General features: G+C 44.7%; 21 protein-coding genes, 2 pseudogenes and 2 riboswitches. Of the genes and pseudogenes, 5 read left to right on the top strand and 18 right to left on the bottom strand.

Going from position 1 to position 25580, the window contains the following annotated elements:
• Positions 1 to 9 precede the first annotated feature (9 nt).
• The 7 genes and pseudogenes from DSOL_RS04125 to DSOL_RS29930 form a co-directional block, all read right to left on the bottom strand.
• On the bottom strand, positions 10 to 1215 hold the full coding sequence (locus DSOL_RS04125; RefSeq protein WP_075363630.1) for a DVU0298 family protein: 1206 nt from the start codon (positions 1213 to 1215) through the stop codon (positions 10 to 12).
• Positions 1216 to 1685: 470 nt separating this feature from the next.
• Entirely contained in the window at positions 1686 to 2708 is a 1023-nt protein-coding gene (gene cbiM / locus DSOL_RS04130; RefSeq protein WP_075363631.1) for a cobalt transporter CbiM, read from the bottom strand.
• Positions 2709 to 2961: 253 nt separating this feature from the next.
• Positions 2962 to 3714: an ABC transporter ATP-binding protein gene (locus DSOL_RS04135; RefSeq protein WP_075363632.1), complete on the bottom strand. Its 753-nt coding sequence runs from the start codon at positions 3712 to 3714 to the stop codon at positions 2962 to 2964.
• Positions 3711 to 4793 carry a FecCD family ABC transporter permease gene (locus DSOL_RS04140; RefSeq protein ID WP_083642313.1) on the bottom strand — a complete coding sequence of 361 codons (1083 nt, stop codon included), beginning with the start codon at positions 4791 to 4793 and terminating at the stop codon, positions 3711 to 3713. Before DSOL_RS04140 ends, DSOL_RS04135 begins: the two co-directional genes overlap by 4 nt.
• Positions 4794 to 4798: 5 nt before the next feature.
• A complete protein-coding gene (locus tag DSOL_RS04145) occupies positions 4799 to 5923 on the bottom strand; it encodes an iron ABC transporter substrate-binding protein (RefSeq protein WP_075363633.1) in 1125 nt (374 codons plus the stop codon).
• On the bottom strand, positions 5920 to 6135 hold the full coding sequence (locus DSOL_RS04150; RefSeq protein WP_045575188.1) for an FmdE family protein: 216 nt from the start codon (positions 6133 to 6135) through the stop codon (positions 5920 to 5922). Before DSOL_RS04150 ends, DSOL_RS04145 begins: the two co-directional genes overlap by 4 nt.
• A gap of 146 nt (positions 6136 to 6281) precedes the next feature.
• Positions 6282 to 6434: pseudogene (locus tag DSOL_RS29930) on the bottom strand (toxin-antitoxin system HicB family antitoxin); the annotation flags it as partial.
• Between the two features lie 668 nt (positions 6435 to 7102).
• Between DSOL_RS29930 and DSOL_RS04160 the strand changes: the two are divergent.
• The 3 genes from DSOL_RS04160 to DSOL_RS04170 are packed head-to-tail and all read left to right on the top strand — an operon-like array spanning position 7103 to position 8696.
• Positions 7103 to 7306 (top strand): CooT family nickel-binding protein, encoded by a 204-nt coding sequence (locus DSOL_RS04160; RefSeq protein WP_045575189.1) that lies wholly within the window; start codon positions 7103 to 7105, stop codon positions 7304 to 7306.
• A 33-nt stretch (positions 7307 to 7339) separates the two neighbouring features.
• Positions 7340 to 7873 (top strand): FmdE family protein, encoded by a 534-nt coding sequence (locus DSOL_RS04165; protein ID WP_075363634.1) that lies wholly within the window; start codon positions 7340 to 7342, stop codon positions 7871 to 7873.
• 1 nt (position 7874) lies between these two features.
• Positions 7875 to 8696 (top strand): class I SAM-dependent methyltransferase, encoded by an 822-nt coding sequence (locus DSOL_RS04170; RefSeq protein WP_075363635.1) that lies wholly within the window; start codon positions 7875 to 7877, stop codon positions 8694 to 8696.
• Between the two features lie 56 nt (positions 8697 to 8752).
• On the opposite strand, the gene DSOL_RS04175 is transcribed toward DSOL_RS04170, so the two are convergent.
• From DSOL_RS04175 to DSOL_RS04185, 3 genes are all read right to left on the bottom strand, one after another.
• On the bottom strand, positions 8753 to 9418 hold the full coding sequence (locus tag DSOL_RS04175; RefSeq protein WP_075363636.1) for an AAA family ATPase: 666 nt from the start codon (positions 9416 to 9418) through the stop codon (positions 8753 to 8755).
• Between the two features lie 193 nt (positions 9419 to 9611).
• Entirely contained in the window at positions 9612 to 10205 is a 594-nt protein-coding gene (locus tag DSOL_RS04180; RefSeq protein WP_075363637.1) for a class I SAM-dependent methyltransferase, read from the bottom strand.
• Between the two features lie 71 nt (positions 10206 to 10276).
• Positions 10277 to 11449: an iron ABC transporter substrate-binding protein gene (locus DSOL_RS04185; protein WP_427854373.1), complete on the bottom strand. Its 1173-nt coding sequence runs from the start codon at positions 11447 to 11449 to the stop codon at positions 10277 to 10279.
• 498 nt (positions 11450 to 11947) lie between these two features.
• On the opposite strand from DSOL_RS04185, the gene DSOL_RS04190 reads away from it, so the two are divergent.
• The gene (locus DSOL_RS04190) at positions 11948 to 12763 is read left to right on the top strand and encodes a sugar phosphate isomerase/epimerase family protein (RefSeq protein ID WP_075363638.1); all 816 of its coding nucleotides are present in this window, start codon (positions 11948 to 11950) and stop codon (positions 12761 to 12763) included.
• Positions 12764 to 12783: 20 nt separating this feature from the next.
• On the opposite strand, the gene DSOL_RS04195 is transcribed toward DSOL_RS04190, so the two are convergent.
• From DSOL_RS04195 to DSOL_RS04220, 6 genes are all read right to left on the bottom strand, one after another.
• A complete protein-coding gene (locus DSOL_RS04195) occupies positions 12784 to 13440 on the bottom strand; it encodes an ECF transporter S component (protein WP_235838681.1) in 657 nt (218 codons plus the stop codon).
• A gap of 26 nt (positions 13441 to 13466) precedes the next feature.
• A complete protein-coding gene (locus DSOL_RS04200) occupies positions 13467 to 15146 on the bottom strand; it encodes an ABC transporter ATP-binding protein (RefSeq protein ID WP_075363639.1) in 1680 nt (559 codons plus the stop codon).
• Entirely contained in the window at positions 15128 to 15949 is an 822-nt protein-coding gene (locus tag DSOL_RS04205; protein WP_235838695.1) for an energy-coupling factor transporter transmembrane component T, read from the bottom strand. Before DSOL_RS04205 ends, DSOL_RS04200 begins: the two co-directional genes overlap by 19 nt.
• A gap of 98 nt (positions 15950 to 16047) precedes the next feature.
• Positions 16048 to 16791 (bottom strand): DUF4430 domain-containing protein, encoded by a 744-nt coding sequence (locus tag DSOL_RS04210; RefSeq protein ID WP_235838682.1) that lies wholly within the window; start codon positions 16789 to 16791, stop codon positions 16048 to 16050.
• Positions 16792 to 17048: 257 nt separating this feature from the next.
• Positions 17049 to 21368: a X2-like carbohydrate binding domain-containing protein gene (locus DSOL_RS28375; protein WP_075363640.1), complete on the bottom strand. Its 4320-nt coding sequence runs from the start codon at positions 21366 to 21368 to the stop codon at positions 17049 to 17051.
• A 158-nt stretch (positions 21369 to 21526) separates the two neighbouring features.
• Positions 21527 to 21711: riboswitch (cobalamin riboswitch) on the bottom strand.
• 9 nt (positions 21712 to 21720) lie between these two features.
• Complete coding sequence (locus tag DSOL_RS04220; RefSeq protein WP_075363641.1) at positions 21721 to 21915, bottom strand: hypothetical protein; 195 nt, start codon at positions 21913 to 21915, stop codon at positions 21721 to 21723.
• 137 nt (positions 21916 to 22052) lie between these two features.
• Positions 22053 to 22241, bottom strand: a riboswitch (cobalamin riboswitch).
• Between the two features lie 153 nt (positions 22242 to 22394).
• Between DSOL_RS04220 and DSOL_RS04225 the strand changes: the two are divergent.
• Positions 22395 to 22523 (top strand): annotated as a pseudogene (locus DSOL_RS04225) (lipid II flippase family protein); the annotation flags it as partial.
• A 198-nt stretch (positions 22524 to 22721) separates the two neighbouring features.
• Here the strand turns inward: DSOL_RS04225 and DSOL_RS04230 are convergent.
• Positions 22722 to 23420 carry an anaerobic ribonucleoside-triphosphate reductase activating protein gene (locus DSOL_RS04230; RefSeq protein WP_075363642.1) on the bottom strand — a complete coding sequence of 233 codons (699 nt, stop codon included), beginning with the start codon at positions 23418 to 23420 and terminating at the stop codon, positions 22722 to 22724.
• On the bottom strand, positions 23417 to 25507 hold the full coding sequence (locus DSOL_RS04235) for a ribonucleoside triphosphate reductase (RefSeq protein WP_045577080.1): 2091 nt from the start codon (positions 25505 to 25507) through the stop codon (positions 23417 to 23419). Before DSOL_RS04235 ends, DSOL_RS04230 begins: the two co-directional genes overlap by 4 nt.
• Positions 25508 to 25580 lie beyond the last annotated feature (73 nt).

Below are 25580 nucleotides of genomic sequence, written 5' to 3' on the forward strand. Positions count from 1 at the left end.
TGATATTTGTTAAGCTTTATCACACGTTATATCCAAGATAGCCCCTTCCAACTCCAAAAGCCTTTGTTTAATCTCCAAACCTCCGGCATACCCAGTCAAACTTCCATTTTTCCCGATCACTCGATGACAGGGAACCACAATTCCGATGGGATTTCGATTGTTAGCCATACCCACTGCTCTCTGCCCTTTTGGATTGTCCACGCTCATAGCAAGATCACCATAACTGCGCGTCTCTCCGTACGGAATACGCCCAAGTTCTTCCCAAACCTTAAGCTGGAAAGGGGTCCCCATTTGATGAAGCGGAATGGTGAACTCCTTGCGTTTTCCGGCAAGATACTCTTGTAATTGTCCTACAGCTTTACGATTCGGGTCGCCCCTCCGCATTAAAAACCATTTTGGGAACCAGCGCGCCGCCCAAGTCCGCAAGGACTGTTCCTCCTCAACTGACGGACCAAGACTTAACCAGCACAACCCCGTCGAAGTAGAAGCAACCGTCAACTCAACCTCTAGGTCTTTAATCATCACCGTTTCCGTCCAAAAAACGATCGTTTGAGCTTGCCAAAGTTCTAGTACGCTATAGCTTGCTAGTTTCCCATCTTGATAGATTTCGAACGAATTTTGATCATTTTCGAGACGATGATTAAGATCAACTGTGACGCTCCATTTAGGCCCTTCGGCACGATAAAGGGCCAATTCATCGTGTGAAGTCCTCATAAGTGCATAAATTAGCGCCGCCAAACCTCGTGTCAAAGTTTCTGTAGACTCCAAAAAGGGCTTTATCCGTTCTTCCAAAGGGTCCACTAAATGTGGAGCAACTTGGGCCAATTGCGCTAGACCCCAGAGAGCGCCATCGCGTAAACTTTCATCTTCTAGCAACCCCGAAAGCATCCAATTAAAATGGCCGCACGTCTTCGGACAATGGGCAAGAATGCTTCCTATGGCCTCGGAAGCATTCCAAGCCGTCCCTCCTGATTCTTCATTGAGCATCCAAAAGTAACGTCGCACAAGTTCAATGGCATAGTTTCGCTCTTCCTGCTCAACGTGATGCACGAAAACCCCTAAAGCCTCTACCGCTCGCCAGAAGACAATCCCATCTTTAACATAAATCCGAGCCATCAATTGTCGATAGAGGTTCTTATTTTCTTCAGCCCAGTCACGCAGTTGCTTCCAATCCCGAATTTCCAGGACACGTTCAACATCTCTTTTCGTAGGCATTGGACTCCCTCTCTCCCGCAAATTCCTCTAGTTTATCCTGCCAGTCGCATACTGACTCATTTTAGGACAATCTTATCATAAGTTAATCTATAAGAAAACTTGTCTCAGGTTCAATTGCCAGGCTCAAGAAATGCACGAACCGTCCCCGAACTTGCATCGTGCACCACGAAGCGGCCTCCTAAAGGAGGCCGCTTCGTGGTGCAAACCCAGACTTAGTGAAATTATATCCAGATCGTGACTTGTGATGATTTTAGTTCCATTGGACCATTCTATTTGAATAAGCTCAAAACAACGACCGCAACCAGCAATAAAGTGATAACCATTCCAATTCTTGGCCATATATCTCTAAAATGTTTGGTACACACTTCTTGATTCTCCCCTCTTGATCGGGAACTTTCCCGCTGCCCTATGAACAGTATCTCGAACTCTGCCCAGAAAATTCAACGTACGAGGTACATTAAGAAACTATATTAAGTATGTCCTTCTGATTTACGAGTAAAACGTTGAATAGCAAACCCAATGATCCCAATAACCAACAAGGCGAAAAAGGCTGATATTATATAGCCAAGAGCTTGTTGCCAGAATGATTGATCAAACCCAGCGATGCCGTAGTCTTTAAATAAGATATGATTCCAAAAATCCCCTAATTTTTTCAGACCAGTAGGAACGAACCCCAGTTTAGCTTGTAAATCTTCTCCGCCCCATTCCCCCCAAGCGGTTCCGGAGGCCAATAAACCCAGCGGTGTCAGCAAGGCAATAACGATCAAGCCTGCAATGTAGCGACCATATTGGATGGGCGATGCAGATTTTTCAGAGTCCGCGCGCATTTGAAGCAGAACGGGGTTTGAACGTTGCAAATAGGCAATGACCAATCCCGTCACAACCCCCTCAACCGGTCCCGCAATGGTGATGTGTGCAAAGGCCATCGCAGGTATCGCAACACCAAGTCCATACGGGCTGTAGAGAGGGGTTCCATTAGCAGCATGAAAAAGCATAGGCTGTAGCCCAAATTCAATTCCAGCACAAAGTGCGGCCATATTGATTCCGATGTAACCAGCAATTCCCGCTCCTATCATGCGACGTTTAGAAAGTATGTCACTTTTCCCTGCGATGAGTTGATAGATTCCGTAACTGACAAAGGGCAATGCAACCCCCATATTGAAGATATTTGCACCCAAGGCCAGAATACCACCATCCCCGAAGAAAAGCGCTTGAATAATTAGTGCGATAGACACAGAGATCATGGCTGCCCAAGGACCTAAAATAACGGCTAGCAGCGACCCGCCTACGGCGTGAGCGGTCGTTCCATCTGGTATGGGAACATTGAACATCATGATAGTGAAGGAAAAGGCCGCACCGACTGAAAGCATCGGAATGTACTTAGCTCGAACCGTACTTGCTGTTTTTGAGGCGGCTACTGCTGCTGTAATTGCACTAGCTATGCCAAGGACCGCATCTGTTTGGGGACTAAGATATCCGTCAGGAATATGCATACTAAAACTCCTCCTCTTTCTCATAATTGAACGAGTGATTTGTTCAAAGACTAGGCAATTTCACTAAAGGCTTGAAACACCTTCCTTTCAAGCAAATAAAAAGACCACAAAGCAGACTCTAACGAGTCAAACCTCCATGGTCTTTGCAAACACCTTCATGGTCTTGCCCTGCAATATTATTATTTCAATTTATTCTACAACTGTTCAGAAATTCCTGCTAATGATGCAAAAAAGATTTCTGCAAAAACCCTCCTCACCTTGGGATCACGACAATTTGGTTTTGTACCCTTTCCACGCTAACCGGAACTCCATACGCCTGAGTGATATTTTCTGCCGTCATCACCTCCGGGCCGCCGGCCACGAAAACCTTCGTATCCTGTAGTAATACGAATTTGTCCGAGAAGCGCAAGGCTAGGTTAAGATCGTGCATGACGGCAATCACCGCAATAGCCTTCTCTTTAGCCGCGGTCTGGATGGTTTTCAACACTTCCATTTGATTTCTCAGATCCAAGTTGCTAGTAGGCTCATCCAATAACAGAACCTCAGGTTCCTGGGCCAAGGCCCTAGCGATGACGACTTTCTGCAGTTCTCCTCCGCTCAGTTCATCTAAGTAGCGAAGAGCAAACTTCTCCAGACCCGTTTTTGCTAAGATCCCGTGCACCAACGCCAAATCCGACGCTGTCGCCTCCCACTTGATGTAGGGTTTGCGGCCCAAGAGCACAGCGTCAAAGACGGTCTGGCGGTTGCTCTCGTAGCGTTGTGAGACATACGCCATTTTAAGGGCTATCGCCAAGCGACTAAGCTTAGACACTTCCTGCCCCTCCAATAAGACACTTCCCTTTTTCGGTAACAAAATCTTGTTCAAGGTCTTGAGCAGCGTCGATTTTCCAGCGCCATTGTTCCCTAAAATAGATAGGAACTCCCCCCTTTGTACAGTAAAGCCTACATTCTCTAATATTGTGCGAGAGCTGTATCTAAATTCTATCCCATTCACTGCTAAGATCATCGCAACTTCGACCCCCTCACCAGAAGATAGAGAAAGAGAGGAGCCCCTAGAAAGGAAGTGACTGCCCCAACAGGCAAAACCACGGGCGCAATAATCCTTCTGGACAGGGTATCTGCAGCCAGAAGGAGCAAGGCACCCATCACCCCAGACGCTGGAATAAGGAAGCGATTGTCCCCTCCGATCAAGCGCTTCACGAGGTGTGGAGCCACGAGACCAATGAAGGCGATGATTCCCAAAAAGGAAACGACTGTGGCTGTGATCAAAGAGGCAAAGAACATCCCCCACTGTCTCGTCTTTTCCACGTTGACACCGAGACCCTTGGCCGTTTCTGCCCCACTGTCAAGGGCATTGTAATTCCAACGGTTAAACAAGAAAAAGAGCAAGGATCCTAAGACTACAAAGGACATAATCCCCAACTCACCCCAAGAAGCCCGCCCGATGTCGCCGAACGTCCAAAAGACGACGGCAGCTACATTAACATCATTGGTGAAATACTGCAAAAGCATAGTGGCTGCGGAAAAGAGAGATCCCAACGCGACCCCAGCTAACACCATAGACTCCGGTGACACTCCCTTATATTGGGCCAGAAAGAGAATGATCATGGTCGTAAGCATGGCCGCTACGAAGGCTGAGATTGTGACAATATAGGGGCTGTTAATCAGCAGCGCTCCTCCGCCTGTACTTGGAGTACTACCTGCTCCCCAGCCGATGATGGCCAGCGCAGCCCCAAAGGCTGCGCCTTGAGCAATACCGAGGGTACTCGGAGAAGCTAAGGGATTTCTGAGAATAGTTTGCATGACCGCACCAGCAACCGCCAAACCCGTCCCAGCCACCATCGCTGCCAGCACTCGGGGCAAGCGGATGGACCAAATGATAATCTGAGAATTCCCCTCGGTTTGGCCGAGTAAAGTCAGTAACACTTGCATGGGAGAAAGCTCGGCTGAACCGGCACTGATGGCATATAAAGCAAGTACTGCTGTCATAACAACCAAACCTAACAGGATTAATTTCTTCTTCCACGTATATCTCAAGTAATGGGTGGTTATCCCGCCCTCTAGCACGCTTTCCTCGCCTACCAACTCTATCACCTTCCTAGCTCCAGCTTTTTGAAGCCCCCTAAATCCCGTTCCATTTCTGAATATAAAGGCTTACCTAGAAGGAACTGATAAATTTCATCACTCTTCTTGATCGGATCGATGTCTTGGAACTGTTGAGGAAAGATAATCTTTCCTGCGTAATAAGAGTCAGCAAATGCCGTCTCTATATTGGTGGAATAGTTATTATAAGGAATCTGGTTATAAACTTGGCCCTTCTTCACAGCACTCAAAGACTGGTACAATGCCGGGTTTTTCTTATAGTCCTCCGTAACTAGCGCATACCCTCCTGCATCAAGAAACAAAATATCCGGATCCCAGCTAATGAGTTTTTCTTTATCGATCATAAAGCTTCCGCTTTTTCCCGTTTCATCCACGACATTTTTTGCTCCAATGAACATAAATGGCGGGTATTTGGCCTGAGTGCTTTCAATCCCGTGCACTCCTTTCATGCCCACAGCCCCTACATAAACTTTTGCTTTATTCCCCTCAGGAACTCCCTTCGTCCGTTCCCCCAGGTCCTTTTCACTTTGTTTGAGATAAGCAACAACATCTTGGGCCCTCTTCTCCTTACCTATGATCACGCCGATCATACTTATGGAATTGTAAAGATTCTCGTCAAACGTCGCCGCATTGCCATAGCTCAGAACGACTACCGGAATGCCCGTCTTGGCTTGAAGTTGATTCGCCTTCTCTTTATCTACGAGAGTGCTAACAAAAATCACATCTGGTTTGACCCCAACCAAGCTCTCCTCATTAGGGGCTGTATCCGGTCCTCCCTGTCCAATACTCGGGAGCTTTTTCAAGTCTGGATAAGCCAGCATATAGGATCTTCCTGGCGAAGGTTTTTTCTCAATTTCTTCAATCCCCACCACCATGGACGCTCCTTCGTCGTAGGTCACCAACCGTAATGCACCGGGTCCAATCGCCACGACCCTTTTGACAGGAACCGCTAGTTCTACCTCTCTCCCAGCCAGATCCGTAATTTTATGTTTCTGAACCTTAGCCACTGTTGGAACTGTCCCAGCTTCCTTCGTACCTGCAGTCCCTCCGCATCCCGCTAAAAGCAACATCGGCATAAGCAGAGCCAATAATAACGCCATCACTTTTCTCATTTTACCCATCCTCTCAACACAGCATCCACACCACAAGCATCATTCTGCATAATGCTGACTATCCCACTTTTCGGATTGTACGGCTCCCCCTCTAAGGCTCGGAGCACCTTCAATCCGATCCGAGCCGCTTGGAAGCCAATCGCCGAACCAGGGCAAATATGCTCGTGAAATTCCACACAACGCTCCCAATCTTTCTTAACTAGTTCGTCCATATTTCCTTCACTCCTTAATTTTGATTTTTCTTTGAATAAAAAAGACCATGAAGCTGACCTTATTAAAAGGCCAGACCTCCATGGTCTATTTTTCATGATTCAGTCTCATCTTCTCATTAATTGTTAATAATTGATAATTGTGTATTCTACATTAACTTCGAAATCCCTGCTTTAGTATGGAAAAATATTACGCCCTCCTGCCGCAAGTCGGTGGGAGGGCTTCGTACTTTGGTAACTTCTTTGGCTTTCTCGGCTAGTACTTTATGAAGCGATTTTGGCACTCGGATGTTGAACTTGCCGGAAAAATCACTGCTCTTTGATACTCACAATAAATCAGATTACAACAGTTTGGTTTTGCATTCTTCCAACTAACCGGAACCCCATACACCTGAGTGATATTTTCTGCCGTCGGCATCTTCGGGAGACAGATCTACAGCACTCCCCCAATCAAAGTCTTTGGTAATATTAAGGGTTGGAAAAGAACCAGGAAATTTAATCTTGACTATTGAAAATCATAAAAAACTATAAACCGTAGAAGGGATTAGCACATTTGTGTAGAATACTATCTGCATAGACAAATATTCATTATGAAAACGAGACCATGGAGGTCTTGACTTGACATTAAGTCTGGTCATTATTTCCATGGTCTTTTTCTATTTACAAGGAGGTGATTATAGGCATATGAGCCCATGCCGGATGTCTTTCCATAGTTTGTAATGTAATGAATTCCACGTTCCAAAACCTTCAAAATCTTGCTGCATCTTACGTGCGAAAATGTCAACTCATAATCCTAAGGAAAGTTTGGATCCTTACGGTATACTATCAACTTCAGACCTAATGATAGCCTGATCTGACCGTCACGATATCATTGGGTCTGACCCTAACTAAAATGAGCCTTTCCCAGGCAACCACAAATGGACTTGTTCTGGTAAAGCTTTTATAATTCTAAAAGAAGGAGCTAAACGAAATGTGTGAATCAAATGCCTATCTCAAAGATGGAGATAACGAAGTCATGCTCATGGAGTCGGTTGATACCATTGAGCCCTACGAAAATGGCCTTAAACTAATGGATAGCTTCGGCAAACAAATGTTTATCAAAGCTAAAATTAAAAACATGACCCTTCTCAATCACCGTATTATTTTAGAAAAGTTACCCCTAGATAACCTCTAGGAGAGCCCTTTATGTGAAAGGAGATCAATTTGTATGTGCAGAGAAAAAACAACGTGGGAAAAATCAGTAGAATTTCATGGGCATGAATGCCCAGGCCTTGCGATCGGCTATAAAGCCTGTGAGGCCGCGATTAAAAAAATGGGTATCCGATTTTCTTCCGATGAAGAAATCATATGTGTAACCGAAAACGATGCCTGCGGAGTCGATGCAGTTCAAGTAATCACGGGCTGTACCTTTGGGAAAGGGAATCTTTTGTATAAAGGCACGGGCAAAATGGCCTTCAGCTTTTATAACAGGTCCAATGGTGAAAGTCTGAGAATGATAATAAAGCCCCTCAAAGGAGAAATGGACCGCCAGCAGCGTCAGGAATACATACTGAACTCGCCTGTAGATCAACTCTTTAATTTCTCAAAGCCGCCGTTTGAGCTGCCCGAAAAGGCACGACTATTTACCACAGTAGAATGTGACTTATGCGGGGAAGGTGCTCCGGAGCATAAGATTCGAATCAATGACGGGAAAAAAGTATGCCTTGACTGCTTCAAAGACTATTCGAGAGGATGGCAATAGCATGGATATAGACTATTTTACCCGTCTCTGGAGCGAGGGAAAGCCTGCCGAACCATCCGGTAAGTCGTTTTGGGACAACAGGGCGGATGAGTTTAACAAGTTGGTTAGTCAAGGCAGTCCTGATCAGCGCATTCGCAAAATCGTTCAATTTTTGTCACAAAAAGGCATTTTCACCCAGAATAGTAGCGTCCTGGACATAGGCTGCGGTCCAGGACGGTTTGCGGTTGAATTTGCCAAGCAATCAACAGATGTTACAGGCATAGACATATCGGATAAAATGTTAGACTACGCGGTGAAGAATGCCGAAGCCGCGAACCTCACCAATGTCTCATTTAAAAAGTTGAACTGGGATGAGGTCAACCTTGACGAATACGGCTGGAGAAAAAGGTTTGACTTGGTGACCGCCATCAACAGCCCCGGGATCCATGATCAAATCACGCTTGAGAAGATGATCGATGCAAGCAAGGGATACTGCTTTTTGTCCAATTTTGTTGATCGTACAGACTCTGTTCAGGACATTATTCGCACGGAAATTCTTAAACTTAAAGGGATCAAATTTTACAGTAATACAATTTACAGCATTTTTAACATCCTTTGGCTAACTGGATATTATCCCAGTATTACCTATGTCGATACGGATCGAGAACATGTCCGAACGGTGGAAGAAGCTTGTGTTTATTATGGTACGCTCTTTGCAACGGAGAATAACTCAGGCGACGAGAAAGACCATTTAATAAATAGCTACCTTGAAGAGATCTCTATCAATGGATTTGTGACGGAGAAAGTTCAGACGAAAACTGCCTGGATTTATTGGAAGGTCTAGAAAGCCATGAAGCTGATTCTACTGAGTCAGTTTCATGGCTTTTCCTCTGCAAAATCTTAGTGACCAGCCTTCACCAATACCTCTTTCCCCCGAAAGACGATGCCCAGCTTGATGATTTTATGGATTCCCCGCTCGAACAGTTCCTGCTGGTATTCCTTCGCTTCGATCTGCTGCAAAGCTAGCTGAGCGATCTGTTCTAGGTCCTTTACTTCCTCCGGATCGACACTCCTAAACTCGATAATTAGGCCTGCCTTGCTCGTATCCCGGGGGATGACCATGACATCATAGCGTCCATACCCGCCCTCGCGGTTGGACTTGATTTCATAATCAGGACGCAACCCTACCAGGAGACCCAACACAAAGGCATGGTAGATCTTTTCCGGTACTAAACTATCATACGTTACTTCCCAGGTATTATGTTTGAGATCCTTAAAGGTCAGATAGATAACAGGGTATTGCCCCTGTTTGTCCATGCAGTCCGAATGCTGACTGATCGCCAGGTTCTCGAAAAGGGAGCTATTATCTGTCGCTGATTTTTCCAAAAAGTAATTCAACATAGACATGTTTAGGGTTTTGCCAAAACGCCGTGGGCGGGGAAGCAGGATTACTTTGGAGCCATCTTCCAGGATATCTTTTATAAATAAGGTCTTATCGACATAGTAGTAAGCTCCTGTTAGCATTTCTCGAAAATCACTGACACCTATGGCAATTCTTTTCTTCATTATTTAGCACCACCTATCTAAGATCGAACATCGGATCTCCGGTGCTATCACGAAGACCGCACGGAATCGTTCTTAGATTTATACTAATATAATTACCTAAAATTTACAAGTAATTGTTGGGGTCTGGCACCGCAGTTTGCATGACCGCACCCGCCACCGCAAAACCCGTCCCAGCGACCATCGCTGCCAATGTCTATACTTTTCTCCCCGACAAGAGATAACGCTGAGGCATATCTTCAAGGGTAATATTCTCGAAACCTGCTTCAGAAAAAATTGCGTACATAACCTTCTCTTCCGGTATCAAACAGTTCCTCACCGCACCTCCAAGAGACACATGCAGATCATTAATATACACTCTGCTATGCGGATGAAAAACAGAAACTCTTCCCCCACTTCTCAGCACTCTAGCCATTTCATTGGCAGCCCTCTTAAGATCATCAAAGTGCGGAAAGGCCGAGTTACACACAACTTCATCGACTGCCTGATCTGCCAAGGGAATATCCTCAGCATCTCCCTCCAAGAACTCTAAATTAGGCCACTGATACTTTTTCTTAGCTTCTGCCAGCATCTGGGGAGCAAAATCTATTGCCACCACGACTCCGGATGGACCCACGGCCTCGATCAACATCGGAACGAGCACTCCCGTTCCCGTACCTAGGTCAAGAACCTTACTGCCTCGGGACAAAGCAAGTTCTCTTACCATATCTTGCAAGCGGTTTATTACCTCATCATGGATAAGAGTATCCCACTTCGCAGCCTTCTCGTCAAAATAGTCTTTCTTATGCACATCCTGCCACCTCACTTTCTACATTAGGTCCACAGATTCACTTTCGTCCTTAGAATACACCTCCATATCCCTTACGGTTGAGTTAAATCAAGTTTCTTAAATCCGCCATAATCCTTAACCATTTGTTCGTAAACAGGTTTACCTAAGAGAAAACTGTAGATTTCCTCACACTTTTTGACGGGATCGATATCTTGAAATTTTTCCGGAAAAATTACTTTCCCGGCATAATAAGCGTCCGCTAAGGCCGTATCGATATTCGTGGTATAAAAATTATAGGGAATCTGACCGTAAACCTGCCCGTTCTTTACTGCACGCAGAGACTGATAAAATGCCGGGTTCTTCTGAGCGTCGGCAAGCACTTTACTGTAGCCTCCTTCATCGATAAAGAGAATGTCTGGATCCCAGCTCACAAGCTTCTCACGTTCGATCATCAAACTGCCACTTTTTCCGGTCTCATCGGCGACATTCCGAGCCCCGATGTTCACAAACGGCGGATACTTAGCCTGAGTGCTTTCAATGCCCTGGGTTCCTTTCACCCCTAATGCTCCCACATAGACTTTCGGCTTCGCTAAATCTGCAATACCCTTTGTGCGCTCTGCCAAATCCACCTGACTCTTCTTAACATAGTTAATGACTTCTTCTGCCCTCTGTTGTGTTCCAATAACCCTGCCGACCAGATCCAAGGAACGATAGACATCATCATTGAACGTTGCCAATTGCCCATAACTCAAGACAACGACAGGAATCCCCGTCTTGTCCTGCAGCTTATCTGCCTTCGCCTTGTCAACCAAGTAGGAGACAAAAATGACATCGGGTTTGACACTCAGCAACGCTTCTTCATCTGGCACGGAATCTATTCCGCCCTGCCCAATCGTCGGAAGAGCCTTAAGTTCCGGATAAGCAAACATATAGGGCCTTCCCGTCGGCACTTTCTTTTCCATATCCTCAATCCCAACGATCCGGTCGGTTCCCTTGGCGTAAGCAACCAGTCTCAATGCGCCCGGCCCGATGGCCACAATCCGTTGAGCGGGAATTTTCACTTTCACCTCGCGTCCAACGAGATCAGTCACTATTTTCACTTCCGGATTTACTTTTCCTGACGCACTTACGGCAACCTGACCTGTCTCCGACTTATTACCTTCCTTTCCAGTTTGAACAGCCGAACAACCCGTCAAAGCCAGTCCTACGATCAGCAAACTAAGAACCCAAGCGCTGCCCTTCATGATCCTTCTACGCATTTCCATAGCCCCTTTCCTCTTCCCATTATTTATCTATCTGAAATTTAACCCGCCCAATCATCATCTCTCGATGACCTTAAACCCATAAAATATAATAAAAAGACCACGAAGTTGACTCTTATGAGTCAAACCTCCATGGTCTTTGCAAACACCTTCATGGTCTTGCTCTGCAATATCATTTATTTCAATACTATATCAGCTATTCTACGATCACTTGCGAATTCCTGCCAAATAGTTCCTTGTTGGAAAATAATTTTCACCTGGGGATCACGACACATTAGTTTTGTACCCTTTCAACAAATAACCCGGACTCCCTTAGGAAAATCCAATCTCCAAAACAATACAATTCGCTCCTTCAGTAAGAAATCATGAAACCGATTCGATAGAATCAGCTTCATGATTTCTTACTCTTGTGATAGTTTCTGTAACACTATAGACTAGGAGCAAAGCCACTACCTTTTCTCAATTTGTTCATCGAATAGCTGAAATATAGGAGGCAATTTAATGAGACATCAATATCCGCTGGGGATATTTTCGTGGTTTGGTTTTGTACTTCCTTTTCAAGAACGACTCAGACTAATCAAAGAGGCTGGGTTTACTACGACCTCTATCTGGTGGGAAGACGAAGACACTCCATGGCCGGTCAAGAAAGAGAGTATGCCTCAATTAGTCAGAGACATGGGTCTAGTCTTAGAGAATTTACATGTCCCATATAATAACTCTAGTGAGTTATGGTCAGAGCGCGACTCCGTGAGGTCCGAATTTATCCAAAGACATATCCGGTGGCTTAATGATTGTGCAACCCATCGTATACCGATGATGGTCATGCATTTGACAGAAGGCGTCGACCCTCCAGCGCCAAATGGTGATGGTACGAAAAGTTTCAGAGAACTCGTGAAGGTTGCCGAGGAGCTTGGGATAATGATCGCTATCGAAAACACCCGTAGAAGTGATAATGTTCCCTATTTACTCTCCAAAATTCAATCGAACTATTTGGGTTTTTGTTATGACAGTTCTCATCACTTTCTATCGGACAAACAGGACTTCAACCTACTTGAAAATTTTGGAGAGCGGCTTGTAGCGACTCATTTGTCGGATAATGACGGACTCGAAGACCGGCATTGGTTACCTGGGCATGGCATTATTGATTGGGTTATGGTAGCCCAACACTTTCCAACCGGTTATCGAAGGTGCTTGACGCTAGAAGCTTATCCGACGACTGAGGAACGCGAGGAGTCTCCTGAGATCTATCTTAAAAGAGCCATTCAAAAAGTTAAAAACCTGCGCGATCAATTAGGTATAGAAGGCTTAAGCGGATAGTGTGGATGCCAAGCCAGTGCTCACTCCATCAAACCAAATTTAACGTTTATCCTGTCTAGCTTTTTTAGCCAAGGCTTTGCCAATACAAAAACGAAGATCAGGGTTGACACTGCGTTAGAAAAATCAAACCAAAAACTTGATATGTAAGCTGCTACTATAGCTTGCCAGGTGATAGGATTGATAAATCCGATGATAAACCAGAGATTCATGACCCATCCAAAGGCGAACCCTGCTACTAATCCATAGATTGATAAGCTTAATCTCCCTTTGAGAAAACCTGCATTTCTCAATATCCCTGCGACAAAACCGATCATCCCCCAGCAGAACATTTGCCACGGGGTCCATGGACCTTGTCCGAAAAATAAATTCGAGGCTACCGCAGCTGTAGCCCCTGTCAAAAATCCCGCCTCCGGTCCGAACGCCATAGCGCTGATTATTATAATGGCTGAAGTCGGCTTAAAATTGGGAATTGGGGCAAAAGCAACCCGTCCTAAGGCCGCAAGCGCGGCCATGACGGCAATAACTACCAATTCTCTGGCTTCCGGCCTACGTTTTTCAAACTTTAAGAAGAAGGGAACCATCGCCACAATCATAAATATTACACTTAATAAACCGTAGTTCTTATCCCCGCTTAACGTCGATAGCACCAACAACAACGGTAATAAAATGATGAACATAATTCTTACCACTTTTGTGTATTTGCTTATCCGCTTATCTTGCATAGTGCAATCACGTCCTCACAAGTCACTGCCTTGGGAAATATTCCTCTGGCCATTCGGTTGGCAGCGGTCGTATAAAAATTATTTCCTGCAAAAAACTCCTTCGCTTTTCCTTCTGATACAATATTCCCGTCAAACATCATGGCACATTGATCAGCATACTCCGCCGCAAATTCGATATCATGAGTTACAATAACGATCGCAACATCTTGGCTACCTAATTTTTTTAAGATTTCACCTAATTCTTCCTTAGACTCTGCATCAAGCCCCTTTGTCGGCTCATCTAATAACACTATTTTGGGATCTAATAGTAATAACTTGGCGAGTGCCACTTTTTGCTGCTCTCCACCACTTAAATCATACGGATGCCGTTCAAAAAATTTAGTGATTCTCAATTCTATGGCAATCCTGTCAATTTCAGTGCTTAGAGTCTCCTTATCCAGTCTAAGCATCGTTGCCGCCTCTTCCAGATCCCCTAAGACGGTATCGCAAACAAATAAAGCCGTTGGATTTTGAGGTAAGAGAGCAAGATTGTTTCGATAAAGTTCTTTAGCTTGGAAAGCCTCTATTTTTTTACCATTAATGACAACCTTTCCTCTATACTGTTTTAGTAATCCTGAAATCACGCCTAACATTGTCGTTTTACCGGTTCCGTTGCCACCTAACACACAGAGTATTTCCCCCGAGTAGGCCTTAAGCGAAAATCCCCGCAAAATGTCATTCCCTGCCTTTGAATACTTAAACCATATTTCTTCGGCTGCAATGACAGGCTTTTGCTTTTGCTTTTGAGCTCGATCATTCACTTGATCATCAAAGACTTTCTCAACCGGAATCATATATTCAGCGAGCCATTTTCTCCCGTCCCGCACGCTTAAAGGACAATGATTGCCCAACCTTATCTCGCTATAAATCCGAATTGCAGACGGCAATCCTTTAAACATACTCTGTTTATGATGACTATTGGCTAATAGTTTGGCTGTTTGCTCTGGTGTATCAAAGCAAACGATTGCTCCTTTTTCCATGACTACAATTCTATCGGCCATAAGGAATACTTCTTCAAGTCTATGTTCTGTTAAAATGACGGTAACTGCTAATTCTCTATTTATTTTGGCGATCGTTGCTAGAAAATCTTGAGCCGCAATGGGATCGAGCTGAGCCGTTGGTTCGTCCAAGATTAGCAGCTTTGGTTGCATGGCCATCACCGAGGCTAAATTCAAGAGTTGTTTTTGTCCGCCGGACAATTCATCAACCGATTTTCTAAACCATCCATCTATGCCAAAGAAGCTCGCCATTTCTGCCACCTTACGACGAATTTCAGAAGTACTTAGCCCTGAATTTTCAAGACCAAACGCCAATTCATGCCAAACGGTATCTGTCACCAGCTGAGTTTCGGGATTCTGCATCACAAATCCAATTTCAGAGGCCGCCATTCTTTGATCTAATTTCTCAATTTCTACCCCTCTATAATATACCGTACCTACCTTACTACCATGCGGTGTAATCTCACGCTTGATATGCCGTAAAAGTGTGCTCTTGCCACAGCCTGACACGCCACATACTAAAACAAACTCGCCTTCCTTAATCTCTAAATTTACACTTTCCAGTGCTCTTTCCTGAGTATTAGGATAGGAAAAGCTCAAGTTTTCTATTTGTAAGCACGCCATTTGCAGCTCTCCCTTACTTCGATAATAATCGGTAAAAGTGCTAATACAGCAAATGCTATATATAGGACAATAGCTTGGGGAGATAAATTCAAAGGCCTGATTGACGGGTAAAATTGCATTGTTCCATATCCTGAAAAATACCCCGCAAAGCATATGCCCGCTAGTACGCTAATCAACCCTAATACCAAGCCATCCCGCGTATCAAATTTAAAGAGTGAAAAGGTCGTTCTGTTTTTCAGTCCATACCCTCTAGCCTTCATTGAATCTGCCGTTTCAATCGCATCCTCCATTGACCAGCTCAGCAGTATGGATATGACTCTCATTCCCTTTTTTACTCTCTCACTTAGACTTCCTGTCCTTTGATCCAACCCTATCGTATGTTGAGCATTGGATATTGTTTTCAGTTGATATTTTAACTTGGAAATCATTCTAATGGTCATTGTAATCAGCAGGGCTACCGCCGGAGTCAGCTTGGCAAACAAATATAGAAATTTATCCGATGTAATAACTTTACTGTAACAAGAGAACCAAGCCAGAATGGCGATCAGAGACGCCGCCGAACATATTCCATACAGTATAGCTTCTAAGGTAATGGGATTGTCCATGAAGAAAAACAACGTTGTTCTTCCTCGATGATTAAATAAAGGATTGCTAACTGCGATTAATAAGAACATGGGGAGGTAAACTAAGAAACTTAACTTCACGCCCCTCCTCCCATTCAAAATGAAAGAGAAAATAAGGGCTGAAATTAAGGTTACTCCCAAAAAAACCGGCTGCATAAAAAGCATCGTAAATACTATCATTACTGCAAAAAATACAAAGCTTACTGCTGGATGCAACGATGAGAATGCTCTGTTCAAAGGCTGCTCTCTCCCTTACTTCCGTAGCCACTTTCTCCCGGTCACTTCTGTCCCAAATCTTTGCCCATATTACAGGTGTAATTCCATTCAATGGTGTCACCATTTTTAAGCTTAGTTTGGTTACACCCATAGTTCGCATACACTTTGTTGACACAATACATCCATCCGCTTAAAGGTCCGCCGTCAAGCTCATAAAGATTATTAATCGCTTTAATATAGGCTGTTCCACTGGAACCTTCATACTGCATCTGAATATTATTTTCGCGAACGACAATCTTCAATACATCAAACACAGTTTCTCCCTCTTTAAACTCTACTTTTGTGGGGGGCAAAATAACTCCATTAGCAGGAACGACATCTTTAAAGTTTTCCTGCTTATCGAGACCTTTAGCAACTGCAGTCTGACAGTTGATGGCAATAGTTACTGCTGGCGTGTCTGTTTTTTCAGGTTGTATAGGAATCAGCACTTGAATGGTCGGCGTTTGCGCAGAAGGAGTAGCTTCAATAGTTGTCGTGGGTGCCGATATGATTTTGGGAGCATTTTCTTGATTTTGGGCGCTATCTATTGTTTTAGGTAGATCTGCTTTAATTGGTTGTTCAACTTGGGATTTACTGCTATCCGATGAATTATTTTTGTTTACTGACCCAAGAGAAGTATTGCTTGATACCTTATTCACACTGTCCTTAGTCAACCCTGATGCAGCTTTCTTATCTACGCCACACCCCGTCAAAAGAAGGGCAACTATTAACAAAAACATGGAAAGAAACGATGCTAGCTTTTTCAAATTATAATCCTTCCCTCACACATCTTCTTATATATGAGGGTCCATATGGATCATGATCATAGCTTATCTAATCGTTAACGGACCCTCATATATTACGCACTCTATTACTCCTGTCCTATATCTTTACCCATATCACAGTAGGTTCAACTGCCGAAAACTGGAATAACGCTCAGGGACGCGGAAGCATCCGCCCAAGCTCCTGGCGTTAGAGTAAGCATGGTTCTAGTTTCCAGCATTAACCGACGAAGTCGGAACCGTCAGGGTTTCTCGGAGCGAAAATCATACAAGGAATTCTTTCCATCTTTTAATCTGACATAAGAGGCTAAGGCCAGCAGGGCTTGCTCGGAAGCAGTGTTATCCGAGTTCCCCGTTAATAGATGTTTAAAACCACCGTCCGCGGATCTAAATTGAAGCAAGGCACTCAATAGTGTGTTGTTATTTTTAATGAACATCGAGTTAGTATCAAGATCGATCCCTAACGACGATAAAGCAATCATTGTTTGGCTAACACTCTCACTACTGTCTGTGCCCCCGGATTTGAATCCTCCCTCCGAATCCTGGAGTGTGCTTAAACAAGCTAACGCCTTATTCACAACAGCCTGCACTTCCGGATGGCTGTCTGAATGGTAAGGGGCTAAAGCCTGAAGAGCCATCGCAGTAATATCCGGATCACTATCACCCGTTCCGTCCAGAGAGAATCCTCCATCAGGCAATTGCTTGTTCAGAATGATTTTTAATAATTTTTCTGTCGTCCATTGAGCAGCCGAAGGTAAATTATAATCACCGCTGTTCAACGCAAGTAGTGCAAAAATCGGCCCATTGATGCCCTGAGCTTCAATATCAGGATAATTGGCGATCTCAGCAATCAAGTCCTTGCCACCGAAATTGCGGGGATCTCCTTTGGCCGCTCCTACAGCCAAGCTTATTCTGGCCAGGTCAGTCACTTTCCGTGTGACGGAGTTCCAATCTTGGCCAATGTACTTCTCGTTTTTCGCCAGATAAGAGGACAAGCCATCGTTGAGGTCCAGCCGACCCAGTCCGACAGTGGGCCAATTATAGACCGTAGGATCAATAATTTCACCTGAAGCAGCCTGCTTAAAGGCCGCTTGGATATAAGCCTTTTCCCAGACTGCTAAACCACTGATAGTTTCATCCACCTGCTGGCGGGTTGTAGCTCCTTCCTTAGGCTGAACTAAATTAGGAACTAGCGTACGTAGTTTGGTTTCTTGATCTGCGCTGATAATCCCTGTCCCTCCCACAATAACCAGCTCGGTGGTTGTTCCTTTGTGGGCGGTTAGGAAACTTGAAGCGGCTTCTGGTATGGTATCATCAACCATAATAACCGGAGAGAAAGAATGCGCAGCCAAATTCCCCGCGGTTAAGGCATCGGCAAAATTTAAACCGGTCACTACATAAACCCTGTCCGTATTAAGGTTTAACCCCTGGGCTATAGCTGTTGCAGTCGCATAACGGTCACTTCCAGCGTAGCGTACCACTCCCGGCAAACGCTGAGTGATATCCTCCGGTATGACGTAACTGCCGCCCACCACAATGGTGGAACTAACTTTTTGCGCAGTCAGTGCTTGAACTGTGGGATCTGGGAGAACCGTTCGTTCCGTGAAAAGAATCGGGATTCCCTTGTAGGCAGCATAACTGGATACAGCGAGAGCATCCGCATAACTATTTTCACCACCATTAGCTATGATGGCCTTCCCGGTTGTACCCAAGGCAGTGGCAATCAGAGCTGCCGTGCTATAACGGTCCGACCCACCATAGCGCAACACATTGTCCGCTCCGTAGACTTTTTCCAGTTCAGCTTGGATAGCCTGGGAAATGACGGCTGTCCCTCCGATTAAAGTAATCTTTTTCGGCGTCATTTTCTGTATTTCTTCCAGTGTTGACGGAGTAAGAGTATTTGTCTCTGTTAACAGGATAGGAGCGTTGAGCTTAAAGGCTAAGGGAACGGCAGCTAGGGCATCGGAAAACGCATAGGCATTAACCAGAACCACATTGTCTGCTCCGGCTTTCCAGCCCTGTGTAGCTACCACATTGGCTGTTTGGAACCGGTCAAGGCCGGCCAAACGCTTAGGCACACTAGAAACATCTGCCATGACAGCATACGTGGAGAAGTGATAAGTAGGCACGGATAGGGTCTTGGTAATCGGGTCAAAAACGCCGCCCAACTTAACCCAATCGTTTTTGGTCGTATTCCACCAATAGATGGCCAGTTGTTGGGTCGTGATCCCGCTGGGAAGATCTCCTGACGCGACAGGGAAACTAATTTCAACGGGCGCATTAAACTGAACAGGCTCTTCCTGGACAGCACCTTTGGAACTTTCAAGGCCAAACTGACGCTGGTATTTAAGAGGATTGAGTACTGTGGCACCTGTGTCGGCCTTAGGTGGAGTCGTCACCTTACCTATCTCGACGGTAAATTTAACCGGAGTGCTCTGATTATTTAACGCTCCTGGCGGCACAGTCAGCTGAACTCCGTCTGCCGCCTGCAGGACCACCCGCTCGGTAGCCGTCGAACTTACAGAGGGAGTATTTTCTGGGAGTCTAGCTCCGGCCTGTTGCTGGGCCGTGACATTAGTTAAGACTGCCAATGCGTCCTGATTAGTTTGGCTGTTTGATCCAGTTGAGCCAACCGGATTAGTGACTGTTGGCTGGGCTGGAATTGAGCTAGCGCTGGTAGCCGTTCCTGCACCGCTGTTATCCGGAGCACCTATGTCTTTGCCCATATTGGTTGTATACCGCCAAACTACTACATCGCCGTTTTTTAAAGTAATTGCCGCTGCACCTACACTTGGATAAACACCATTTACGGAATACATCCAACCGCTTGAAGGACCATCAGTACCTGCGTTGATCCCATTAATCCCGCTGACATAAGAACCTGACCCAGTAACAGCCGCCTGGCCGAGCTTCCTTATCAGAACGGAATAAGCCGTATCACCACTTTCCAAGGGCACGGTTGTCGACGGGAGAATAGTTTGTCCATTCTTTCCGACAACCGTCAAAGTAATATTACTTTGGACAGGCGGCTGCGTAATACTTCCGCTACCTGTCGGCGTGGAATCGGAAACCGTTATCTGTAAAGTCTGAGGATTGCCGACACTGAAGAGAAAATTTAGAGTTGTTGTTCCTGTCGCCTGTTGGGCTAGGTAGCCTTTAGCAATAGTTACAGTACTGCCAGCGGCTGATACCGTATAGTCGCTCCCAGCCGTCAGCGTAGTCCCGCCATTGGTTATACTGGTTAAAATATGTCCGTTAAGCGTCATTGTTATTGGCACATCGGCTTGATTAGCAGTATTCTTGTCAAAAACAGCCGTCACAGGGGTTATAACACTATTATTGTTTCCCTGGGGACTGCTTTCTTGCAGTCTCTGCCAGACCGATTTATGGGCATTTAGATCCCCCAATGCAATCAAGGACTGATAGGTTGCCATAGCATCAGTTTTTCCTGGATTATAAGGAGAGTAAAACGATCCGTCGTCTAACTGAAAACTGAGCAAATCATCCAACATGGTTTTCCCGTTCTTTTTCCAGCCATCCGCCAAGGGATCTTCACCGACAGCCACCAAACCTGAAATTACTGTAGCTACACTGTTTGGATTATCTGTTCCCCAGGAAGCAAATCCTCCTGTATCCTGTTGTATCCCCTTAAGGTAAGCCTTGGCTTTAACCATAGAGTCGGTAACACCAGCTACCGTTTGATGGTTAGCCAGAACCAGCAAGGCCATCCCTGTTTGATCAGGATCACTAGTGTTGTAACCAGTTGAGTAAAAAAATGCTCCGTCCGAATTTTGATATGCCAATAAATTTGATATTGCTTTTTCTTGGTCATACTGTGTTTTCGCAGCATCTAGAGCGAGCATGGCCCAGATTTGGTCGCTCGAAGTTGGACCATAGGAACCTGGGAATGCACCTGTACTGCTGTCCTGTGTCCCCTTCAGTTCTGACAAGAGGTTACGTCCGTTTAAAGTATTGCTTGGATCCTCTCCCTTGGCCAGTGTTCCCAGAATATTTCCGGCAAGACTAGTTTCTTTGCTGCTGTCCCAAGTAGTTCCTATACTTTCCCCTGCACCCCACAGTCCTACAGTTTCCCACCAGGAAGTGGCTTTACTAGAATTGCTTTGATAGTAGTTAAGTACTTTCGTTAAACTAGTTGAATAAGCCGGCGTGGAATCGGAAACCGTTATCTGCAAAGCCTGAGGATTGCCGGCACTGAAGATAAAATTTAAAGTTGTTGTTCCTGACGGCTGTTGGGCTAGGTAGCCTTTACCAATGGAAATACTACTGGCGGTCGTTACCGTATAGTCGCTCCCTGCCGTCAGCGTAGTCCCGCCATTAGTTATACTGGTTAAGGTGTCGTTTCCGTAAACAGCCATGGTTACAGATATATCGGCCTGCTTAGATAGGTTCTTGTCAAAAACAGCCGTCACAGGCGTTATGGTACTGTTCGTATCTGTTGCCGCGTAAGCTGGTTTAGCCAAAGGAATTTGCATAACCAGCGTGGAAATCATCATTACAGCTATCAACAGCCATGAATATAATTTTCGAAACTCTCTTTTCATTTCTATTCTTCCCCTCCTACATACCTCTAACTAAACTATCCCCTCGGTTACTTTGAACATCAAAAAAACCTCTCAACCGATTGGTCAAGAGGCTAAAAATACTGATAATCATCAATTGATGCCAGCACTTTTAACACCTCCCTCTATCGCTCGTAGAGTAGTTGGTGTAAATACAGGTAGGTCTTCTGACTCTGGATCATCAATGTTTCGCACCTTCCCAGACTATGCCAGTGGCCTTCACGAAACATTTCCCCATCACAGCGGCGGGACCGTGCAGGAATTGCACCTGCTTCCTTTTTAACCGAAGCACTCATGCTCCGATACCTGAATTTTTCATAAATTAAAATTTACGTTATCTCCTATGAGCTAGTCCATTGGTTTTCCGTCGGGATAATTCTTCGAGTTCGTCTTCAATATCTATGAACTTCACAAGCCACTGAATCCTCTGCTCCTTTTCCGAATTATACTTCCCAAAGATTTCTCCTCGCGCATCAAGCAACGCTTGCCTGTGCTCTTCCATCTCCTGATTCTTCTCTCGATATCTCACCAGTCAGGCCTCCTTCAAGAGAAACAAAAAAAAGCCTCTACAGAATACCTGTAAAGGGATATAGTGACTCCGCTAGCCGGATAATATACGCTGACTTCCCGACATAAACGACACCTCCCCTATCTTCCGTAGGTTCCTGTGTTGATCTGCAATGAGCAGGTTTCCTGGCTTTAGTTCATCATTACCCCACGTCTTCCCAGATAAAATCCAGTGACATTTTGTGAGGCAACTCCCTATTACAGTGGCGAGACCGCGTCAGATTTTAACTGACTTCCCTTTTAAATTCTTTTCCTTAGAAAAAAATCACTCATTACCTAATATTTAATTGTTTTCATTATAACCTTAACTATAAATTCTTGTAAACCCTGTCAGTGCAAAAATTTACAATTATTAGCACTGATTGTCAAACTAATTGTTGCATTCACTGGGTCTTTCTCTCCCCTATCTGACATAGTCATATCAAGGATGGGGGTGGGCAAATGCAGTTCAATGTCTACCAATTATTTGTTTCAACGTTTGTAATTCATATAATCGATACGTTTGCTTACTCTGTACGGCTTAATTCTGTTAAAAGTCGGCAATTCGCCTTATCCAATACACTCTTTAACGGCTCATCCAAAACAAAGCTGCAAGAATAGGGAAAATCTTTTAATCGAATTATGGTGCTTTCTATTTTTGCAAGCAGATTCTCCGCAGCAATCTCAGCAAAAAAGCTTTCCAGAGATATAGCTGTGGCATAGTATAATCACCTCTCACTTATTATGCTGTTATTATGACATAATAATGTGCAACCGCAATATTGACTATCACGTCAAATTACTTAACCGACTTCCAAACCCTCGAAAAGAGAAAGACAAATTCTTTTTAGACCACTGAGTCAATCTCTTCAGATCCTGCTTGTTGCTAGATACTTTTTTAAGTTCCGTACTTCTGCAGCTCTGAACTACATAATTTGAAGCAATTTCAAAATCCAACATAATTTTCGGTATATCCTCCGCTTCCAGTTCAGGACATAGTGTTGTCCTGAACTCATAGGCCAGCCCGCAGCTTTTTATGATTTCCACGCTTTCTAAAACGGAGGCTAATTCCAAACAGCTTGTCCCTGTAACCTGCTCATATTTCCTGAGCGGAGCCTTTAAGTCCATGGCGATAAAATCCAGTAGCTTATCCTCCATCAACGCTCTCAAACTATCCGGATTTGTTCCGTTGGTGTCAAGCTTTACGAGCAAACTCATGGCCTTCAATTCTTTGATAAAAACGTTTAGATCCTTTTGCAACGTCGGTTCTCCGCCAGTTACAACCACTGCATCGATCATTCCTTTTCTTTTCGCAAGGAATTCGAAAATCTCCTCAGGCAGAATACCCGTTGAACCATCATTTTCATCGATAAGCCTGAAATTGTGACAATAACCACATCTTAAGTTACAGCCCTGCGTGAAAACCACGGACGCTATCTTACCCGGATAATCCACAAATGACGTCTTCACAAATCCTCCAATATTCATGCTAACACCTCTGGCATCACGAATTTTTTCCTCTGAGCGTACTCTTCTTTCTTCCCAAGATTATAGTTCTTGACCGGTCTGAGGTAGCCTGTCACTCTGGACCATACTTCGGCTTCGGCACCACATTCAGGACAATCGAAATGTTCTCCGCTGATATATCCGTGAGAGTCGCAGATACTGAAGGTTGGAGTAATGGAGATATAGGGGATTTTGTGTTTGTTAAATATTTTTTGAATAAGCCGCTTACAAACACTAATATCCTCAATCGCTTCTCCAAGATAGAGGTGCTGAACCGTTCCTCCTGTGTAAAGAGACTGCAATTCGTCCTGTAGCTCCAAAACCTCAAAAATATCCTCCGTATACCCTACCGGAAGTTGGGTTGAGTTTGAATAATAAGGAACTTCATCGCCAGCCGTAATAATTGAGTCATATCTTTTAGTATCCAACATAGCCAGACGGTAAGAGGTTCCCTCTGCTGGCGTCGCCTCTAAATTGTAGACGTTTCCGGTCTCCTGTTGAAATTTAACCAATAGCTCTCTCAAATAGTTCATAACACTCACGGAAAACTCCCGTCCTTCTTCCGTTTCAATGCCTTTTCCCATGAAATTTAGTAACGCCTCATTCATCCCGACGATACCGATCGTACTGAAATGATTGTGCCAATAATGCCCCGTCCGCTCCTTTGAATGTCTCAAATAATAGCAAGAATAGGGATACAGACCCCTTTCTGACTGCTGCTCAATCATTTTCCGCTTAATTTCCAAGGCCGTGCGCCCGATTTCCGCCATATGTTTCAGACGTTCCATAAATTCTTGTTTTGTCTTGGCTAGGTAAGCTAATCTGGGCAGGTTAATGGTAACAACACCGATGGATCCTGTGAGAGGATTGCTTCCGAACAACCCCCCACCTCGTTTTCTCAGTTCACCGGTATCAAGCCTTAACCGGCAGCACATAGATACTGCATCTTCAGGAGACAGATCTGAGTTGACATAATTCGCAAAATAAGGGATGCCATACTTACACGTAATTCTCATAAAGGCATCCGTGACAGGACTCTCCCAATCAAAATCTTGGGTAATATTAAGGGTAGGAATTGGGAACGTAAACACTCTGCCCTTGGAATCTCCTTCCAGCATAACGTCACAGAACGCCAAGTTGAACATATCCAACTCTTCCTGAAACTCTCCATATTTAGCCTCAGTATAGGTTCCGCCGATAATTACTTGCTCCTCTCTCAACGTGGAAGGCACCTTGATGTCAAACGTAAGGTTGGAAAAGGGGCACTGAAATCCAACTCGTGTGGGAACATTGATGTTAAAAATAAATTCTTGCAAGCACTGTTTGACTTGGGTAAAGGTCAATTGGTCATACCGGATAAACGGTGCACAGAAGGTGTCAAAACTAGACCAAGCCTGAGCTCCGGCCGTTTCCCCTTGTGTCGTAAAGGTAGAATTTACGATTTGCCCAAGGAACGATCGCAAATGTTTGGCTGGACCGCTTTCCACCTTGCCAGGTACTCCTCCGAATCCGTCAAGCAGGAGCTGTCTCAAATCCCAACCTGCACAATAGGGTCCGAAAAAGCCCAGGTCATGGATGTGGCAGTCTCCACTTTCATGTGCCTCTCGAATTTCCTGAGGATAGATTTCATAAAGCCAATACTTTTTGGTGAAGACTTCTCGAATGTAATTGTTTAAACCATTAATACTTTTTTGGGTGTTCGCATTCTCACTAATTTGCCAGTCCTTATCTCCTAAGTAGTCGGAAAACATTCCAATCGTCGCCCCAATAAGAGCATCCATCTCACGGGTGCTTTTCCTTTTTTGACGATAAAGGATGAAGGCTTTGGCGGTTTTAGCATGTCCGTTTTCTATGAGGACTTTTTCGACGATATCTTGGATTGATTCTACATCCGGTTGCTTGTCCCTGAATTTTTTCTGTATTACATCGATAACCTGTCGGCCTATTTCTTCAGCCCGCTCATAGTCCGATCCTCCACACGCAGTGGCGGCTTTGAAAATGGCATGTACTATTTTCTCTTGATTAAACGTCTCAAGTCTTCCATTTCTTTTAATAATTTCTGTTATCATCGGTTAAACACCCTCCAATTTTTCAAATTAAAAAGCCCCTTGACGATGAGCGCCAAGAGGCTGTGTATATCCC

The sequence above is a fragment of the Desulfosporosinus metallidurans genome, assembly GCF_001936615.1.
Taxonomy (GTDB): Bacteria; Bacillota; Desulfitobacteriia; order Desulfitobacteriales; family Desulfitobacteriaceae; genus Desulfosporosinus; species Desulfosporosinus metallidurans.